Origin of the sequence: Gemmatimonas sp., from assembly GCF_041689975.1 — a bacterium.
GTDB lineage: Bacteria > Gemmatimonadota > Gemmatimonadetes > Gemmatimonadales > Gemmatimonadaceae > Gemmatimonas.
Window position 1 is genome coordinate 22,362 of the sequence record NZ_JBDNFF010000170.1, and the last position, 6,445, is coordinate 28,806.

At 63.3% G+C, this 6,445-nt stretch carries 5 protein-coding genes; all 5 read right to left on the minus strand.

Going from position 1 to position 6,445, the window contains the following annotated elements; translation table 11 throughout:
• Window positions 1-312 precede the first annotated feature (312 nt).
• The gene (locus ACESNG_RS10945; protein WP_373068960.1) at window positions 313-522 is read right to left on the minus strand and encodes a hypothetical protein; all 210 of its coding nucleotides are present in this window, start codon (window positions 520-522) and stop codon (window positions 313-315) included.
• On the minus strand, window positions 483-2,630 hold the full coding sequence (locus tag ACESNG_RS10950; protein WP_373068962.1) for a M1 family metallopeptidase: 2,148 nt from the start codon (window positions 2,628-2,630) through the stop codon (window positions 483-485). The genes ACESNG_RS10945 and ACESNG_RS10950 overlap by 40 nt, the downstream gene beginning before the upstream one ends.
• 42 nt (window positions 2,631-2,672) lie before the next feature.
• Window positions 2,673-4,328 (minus strand): ATP-binding protein, encoded by a 1,656-nt coding sequence (locus ACESNG_RS10955; protein ID WP_373059040.1) that lies wholly within the window; start codon window positions 4,326-4,328, stop codon window positions 2,673-2,675.
• A 185-nt stretch (window positions 4,329-4,513) separates the two neighbouring features.
• Entirely contained in the window at window positions 4,514-5,239 is a 726-nt protein-coding gene (ytxJ, locus tag ACESNG_RS10960; RefSeq protein ID WP_373068964.1) for a bacillithiol system redox-active protein YtxJ, read from the minus strand.
• An 86-nt stretch (window positions 5,240-5,325) separates the two neighbouring features.
• Window positions 5,326-6,445 (minus strand): response regulator (locus ACESNG_RS10965; protein ID WP_373059044.1); only part of this gene is annotated, 1,120 nt, incomplete at its 5' end.

The following is a 6,445-nucleotide window of genomic DNA, read 5'->3' on the forward strand; positions in this document are numbered from 1 at the left end:
TACGTGGCGGCAATAGGCGGCAAATGACCACGAAGTCGATTGTCGGTCCATGTTAGCAACGCACACCGACGTAAGTCAAGTGCTGAGATACTTGAGTCTGTAATACTCCCCTAGGCACCTCAAAAAATACGATTCAACTTCTCTCCGCTACAACATTTCGCAAAAGTAGAGCAACGCGAGCGTTCTATCTGTTACCGTAAAAGCAAAAGCGAACAGCAATAGCGAACAGCAATAGCGAACAGCAACAGCCGGCACACGGAGACCACGGATTACACGGGAAAAGCACTGATAAACAAAACAGCGCGGTTCATCTTATCGGTGTTGTTCCGTGTAATCCGCCGTTTCCGTGTTCCAGCCGTTGCTGTTGCCGTTGCTGTTGCCGTTGCTGTTGCCGTTGCTGTTGCCGTTGTTGTTGCTGTTGCCGTTGTTGTTGCTGTTGCCGTTGTTGTTGCTGTTGGCCGTTGCCCCTGCTCGGGCGTGCGCTATCTCGCCGGCGTCACGGTTGGCGCGGCGGCCAACCACTGGTTGTCCGCCGGATTGCGGTCGGGGAAGCGGCGCGACGGATCGAGTGTAATCCGTTCGATCTTTCGCCCACCGAACACCAGATCAGCCGTGTAGCTGCGGCTGCCGGCAAACCACACGTCCACCGGCCAGGTGACCAGTGCGGTGATGCTGTCGGTCATCACGGCATTCTTCATGAGTCGGATCGCCGGTCCCTTCGCGGCGAATTTCACTTCGAGCACGATCGGCGACGGCATGTTGCCGTCCTGCGCGACGGTCACGGTGGTCCGGATGCCCTGGGTCTTCACGCTGGCGAGGCGGGCATCGACGCTTTCGGTCGTAAAGAGCCAGCTGTTCCAGAACCAACCGAGATCACGCCCCAAGGCCGTATTCATGAAGAACATGTAGTCCCACGGTGACGGATGTTTGAACATCCACACCTGCGCCCATTCGCGATGCGCGCGCTGCACGGCAGTATCGCCGACGATACCACCGAGCGCCGAAAGCATGAGCGGCGTCTTCTGATACGTGGTGAATCCGTAGTAGCCTGGCCCCGCGTAATTCGCGTTCCACATCATCGGCGGTTCCGCTTCGGCGCCGCTGGTGCGCCCGTAGCTCTGGCCGAGTCCGTCGAACACCGGCGCCTTCGAGGCCGCGTCGGCATCGGAGAGGATGTTCATGTACTGATTGAAACCCTCATCCATCCAGCCGTACCACGTCTCGTTGTTGCTGACCACCATGGGCCACCACTGATGCCCCGCTTCGTGGTCGGCCGCCCCCTGATTGGAGTTGATCACCATCGGGTATTCCATGCCCGAACTGGGACCGTCCTGTAGCGTGAGCTGCGGGAACTGATACGGAAACCAAAGCTTCGAATAGAATTCGAGTGCGTGGCGGCTGATTTCACCGGCCTTCGCAAACAGATTGGCGCGTCCGGGCAGGAACAGCATATGTACCGGGATCGCGCCCTTGCCGGGAATCGTCGCCCGCGTGGCCTGCCAGACGTACTTCCTGGCCGTCGCCCAGGCGAAATCGTTCACCGTATCCGCGTGAAAGCGCCACACCAACCGGCCATTGGCGTTCCCCATTGCGGTGGACTGGCCCGGACCGATTTCATCGGGACCGACGATCGTGGTGACGGCGTCGGATTGGGTGACCTTCGCGAGCCGCTCGCGCGCAGCGGCGGTGAGCACCTGCGCGGGATTCTGCAACACACCGGTGCCGCTTACGATCCAACCGGCGGGCACGTCGATGTTCACGTCGAACGTGCCGAAAGTGTTATAGAACTCCGACGGACCGACATACAGCTCATTGTCCCAGCCGCGCAGGTCGTCGTACACCGCGACCCGCGGGAACCACTGCGTGGGCTGATACAGCGTGTCTGCCCATCGCTGCACCATGCGGTGGCCTGTGCCGGGACCACCTGGCAGCTTATGCGACCATTCGATGTCGAGAACGGCGCTCGCACCGGCGGCGATCGGCGTGCCGAGCCGGACACTGGCGGCAGTGGAACGTCCGTTGCGCAGCACCGCTTCGCCGGTGGGGGCGTTGGCGGCGCTCTGTTGCGCGGCCACGATGGCGCGTGCTCCCGAACCGCCGTCACCGGTGGGGGCTGCGTTGGACGCGAGATTGACCGGTTTCCCGTCGATCGTCATGCGCGAGATGACCATCCCGTCGGTCACCTCAGCCGGAACCCACGGCGCGGCATGCGGTGCGTTGCCGAGGAAGTGGTTGGGATCGAGGCGGAGGCCGATGTCGCGCAGTTGATCGGGGCTGCTGTTATGCACCGTGATGCGCGCCTTGCCGGTCAGTCGCGACGTGGCCGGATCAAGCGACACGTCGATCGCGTAATCGGTCCGCAGCTGCCAGTAGTTGCGCCCCGGTCGTCCTGTGGAATCACGCGTGCCCGCCGCGTAGGCACGACGGATACTGTTCGTGATCGGCACATCGCGCCGAATCGCGCGCGGGGGCGCCTTGGCGATCGACGCGGAAGCAGACGATTTTGGCGCGACCACCTGTGCCTGCAGGACCGGTGCGGTGACGAGCAATGACACTATCGCGAGCGCGACCGCGCGACCAGCACGAAAGCGGAAGCGAAAGAACGAGCGAGCGACAAGAACCTGAAACATCGGCAGAGGGACCGGGGAGCGATGGAATAGCGTCCCTAATGTCTAGCGCGTCGGGGCGGGCGGCGCGAGGCGGGTATGCTCGACCAGCAGCTCGTGAATGGTCCGCGGCGAGATCGGCTTGACGAGATGATGATCGAACCCCGCCTCCTGCGACCGCTTACGGTCATCGCGCTGCCCCCATCCGGTCAGGGCGATGAGCAGCAGCGGATGCGCGCCCTGCGCCAACCGCATTGCGCGCGCCGCCTCATACCCATCCAGCAGCGGCAATCCGATATCCATGACGACCGCCTCAGGGTGCTGCTCAGCGTAGACGCGCACCGCGTGCTCTCCGTCGTACGCGACAGACACGTGATGTCCCTCGCGCTCGAGCAGCAACGCAAGGCTATCCGCCGCGTCGATATTGTCGTCAACCACCAACACGCGTCGACCAGCAACGAGTGGCGCGAACCGGGGCGTGGACATCGGTAACGGGGTTGCGGGAGTTGCCGCCGACGACGTGGATCGGCCGGCCTTCACTTGCAGGAGCTGCGCATGCGTCGGGTCGGAACCCACGACGCGCGGCAGCGTGAGACGGAACGTGCTGCCCTGCCCCACACCAGCACTGTGGGCGGTCATGGACCCGCCGTGCAGCTCAACCAGACGGCGCGCGAGCGCGAGTCCGATCCCGAGGCCCGCCGGCATGCGGCTCCCATGATCATAGACCCGCGTGAACATTTCGAACACTTGCTCGAGCTGATCGGCCGGAATGCCGATGCCCGTGTCCGACACCTCGATGCGCACGGCGTCGGTGATGTTGTGCACATCCACTTTGATCAGGCCGTTCGGATCGGTGTACTTGACGGCGTTACTGAGAATGTTCGTGAGCGCTTGAGCCAGTCTCGCCGGATCGACATACAGTCCGATTGGATCGCCGGGCATGTTGACGGTGAGATGCAGATTCCGTTCGATCAGCATCGGACGCACGGACTCGAACGCGAGTTCGAACACGTCGCGAAGCAGTACGACTTCACGACGCAGCTCGAGACGGTCCTGCGTCACGCGACCGACATCCATGAGGTCGTCTATCAAGCGAACCAATTGACTCGATTGCCGATCGATCGTTTCCTTGGCGCGTGCGACGCCACTGTGCGACTCGGCCACTCGATCAAGCATCGCCACCGCATTCACGATCGGCATGAGTGGATTACGCAGCTCATGCGCCAGCGTCGCGAGAAAGCGGTCCTTACGCTGATCGGCTTCACGCAGCGCGTCTTTGAGATCGAGATTCTCAATGGTCAGGGAGGCAACCTGTGCCACCTGCACTGTCATCGAGATTTCATCGGAGGTGAACGGCGCCGCGACCCGAGACAGCACGAGATCGCCGAGCTTGCTACCATCACGTCGCGCCAGGGTGATGCGTAACGGGGCATGCGTGCCACTCTCGGCAACATCGTGTCCTGCCGCAGCATCGCGCGATGCATCACGCGATTGATCACAAGTGACGTGGTGCTGGGTGCGGCGCTCTCCGTGTAGCACGTCGACGTCGACCCGATCGGCGGTACAGAGCGGCAGCAATTCGTCGCCGAGCCTGAGCACTACATCGCCGACGTTTCCGGCGACATTCAAAGCGACGATGATGTCGGACAGTCGCCGCAGTCGTTCGGAAAATCGCTGCGAGGCGACCACAAGCGCCGTCTCGCCTTCTGCGTGCGTGATCACCAAACACTGCTCCGAGGCATGGATCCGACTCCCATCATGAAGACGAATTCGAGGTGATCGTTCACTCGACCGACAAAGATGTAGATGCGCGCAGGGATCGCGCACCTGCAGTGTACGGACGCACGGCCTTTCTCGGCAATGCAGCCATTTGGCTGCGCGACCTGCTCAGCGAGGGAATTGGCGCGTCAGGCCGGGCGCCGGAGTGTCGCGAAGGCCTCTTCGAGACGCGGCTTGGTGATGCCGCCATGCGACGCATCCCACAGCACACGTCCGTCGCGCACGATGAGCGCTTGCGGCGACTGATGGCGCAGTCGGCTCACCGTTTCCAATGCGTTCGACAGATCGCGTTCCTGCTGTACGATCACGAGCCGCGTGTGCACGTCTGGATTCGCGTCCAGAAACTGATCGTATTGCCGCTTGGCCGTGAACGACACGGGACAGCTGTTGCTGTGCTTGAACACCAGCATGGCCTCACCGTTGGCAAGCAATGCTCGTGCTTCCCGGATGGCGTCGCTGTCGGCGTTGGCCAGCGGAAGCGCGGGCATGGTGCGCTCCACCGATGGCACGGCGACCACGCCGGCCTCACCACGGGCCAGTTGCGTCTCGATGGCGTCGACATATGTACCGAGCGCGCGGGCCCCACTGAGCCGTTCCACCAGCACGCCGCTCTGAAAGATGAGGACGGTCGGGAGCGCGCGGACATCGTACCGAGTCACGGTCTCCGGATTCGCATCAGCATCGAGCTTCCCGATACGAACCCGATCAAGGTAGCGTTCAGCAAGCATCTCGAAGATCGGACCGAGCGCCCGGCAGGGCGAACACCATTCGGCCCAGATATCCACCACGACGAGTCCCGAGTGATCGAGCACCTCGGCGGGAAACGCACCGTCAGTGAGTGTAGCAACAGTCATCCGGAATAATACCCGGCGCCGCCGATTGGTTGCAGGGTCGGGTCTCATCAGGATCGAGACGCGATCGCCCCCGCCGTGTGCCACGTTCACATCGAGAACGCGAGGGTATCGCGCAGGGCGTCGAGCAATTCCCGCGCACTGTACGGCTTCTGAAGGAACCGGGCCTCGCCACGGCGCACATGCCTGCCGGCCACGTCTTCGGCGTCGTAGCCACTGATGAAGAGCACCGGTGCGCTGCAACCGCGCGCGCGCAGTTCGAGCAGACACTCCGCGCCACCCATGATCGGCATGGCGACGTCAAGGACAAGGCCGCGCGGCAGCTCGGGCATCCGATCGTAGTGATCGAGGCCCTCCCGTCCATTCGCCGCCTCGACCACCGTATAGCCGACACGCGTTAGAATGCGTCGGGCCGCGGTACGCGCGCCCGTGTCGTCGTCGATCAGCAGAATCACCCCGGACTCCGCGCGCGCAAGCGCGTCGATGGCCGGCATATCTTGAACCGGCGTGCGCCCTCGGACAACTGGAAGCAGCACGCTGACGGTGGTCCCGTGATTCTCTTGCGACGACACCCAGATGGCCCCGTCGTGGCCGTCGACAATGCCGAGCGTGGCCGCCAGAACGGGACCGCCCCCGGACGCCTTGGTGGAGAAGAACGGGTCGAACAGTCGTTCCTGGACATCGGCGCTCACGCCGACACCTGTGTCGCGCACACTGATCACGGCGAAGGGCCCCGGCTCCCGCGCCGCGCCGAGCAGGCAGTCGGCCAGCGCCGTCGCGTCGAACGTGTCGCGCGACACGGAGAGCTCAACGCGTCCGTGTCCGTCGCCGATCGACGCGACGGCGTGCGACACGAGACTGCGGAGGACTTGGCGAAGTTGTGCTGCGTCGCCGTCGATGATCGGGCCCGCGTGCGACAGCACAATCGAGAGCGACACGGCGGGCGGAATATGGCTCCCCAGTGTTCCCACCACCTCGGCGACGAGGTCGTTGACGTCCAGCTGGCGCCGTTCCACGTGGCCAAGGACTTCCTGCCCACGATCGTCCAATGGAATCGCCGCGCCGGTGAGCGGAACCGCCTCCCGCTCGACCAGAGCCCGTTGAGCCAGGTCGGCTGCATCCCCGTTTTCCTGGCGTTGTGCGTTTTCAGGTATCGCCAAATGCAGCGCCTCCGCGTAAGCCAGGGCGAGCCGAACTTTGGCGCTACAA

What these genes read in the sequence shown, in the direction of transcription:
- ytxJ (WP_373068964.1), bottom strand. Translation starts at nt 5,239, where the DNA reads ATGACTGTTGCTACACTCACTGACGGTGCGTTTCCCGCCGAGGTGCTC.
- ACESNG_RS10950 (WP_373068962.1), bottom strand. Translation starts at nt 2,630, where the DNA reads ATGTTTCAGGTTCTTGTCGCTCGCTCGTTCTTTCGCTTCCGCTTTCGT.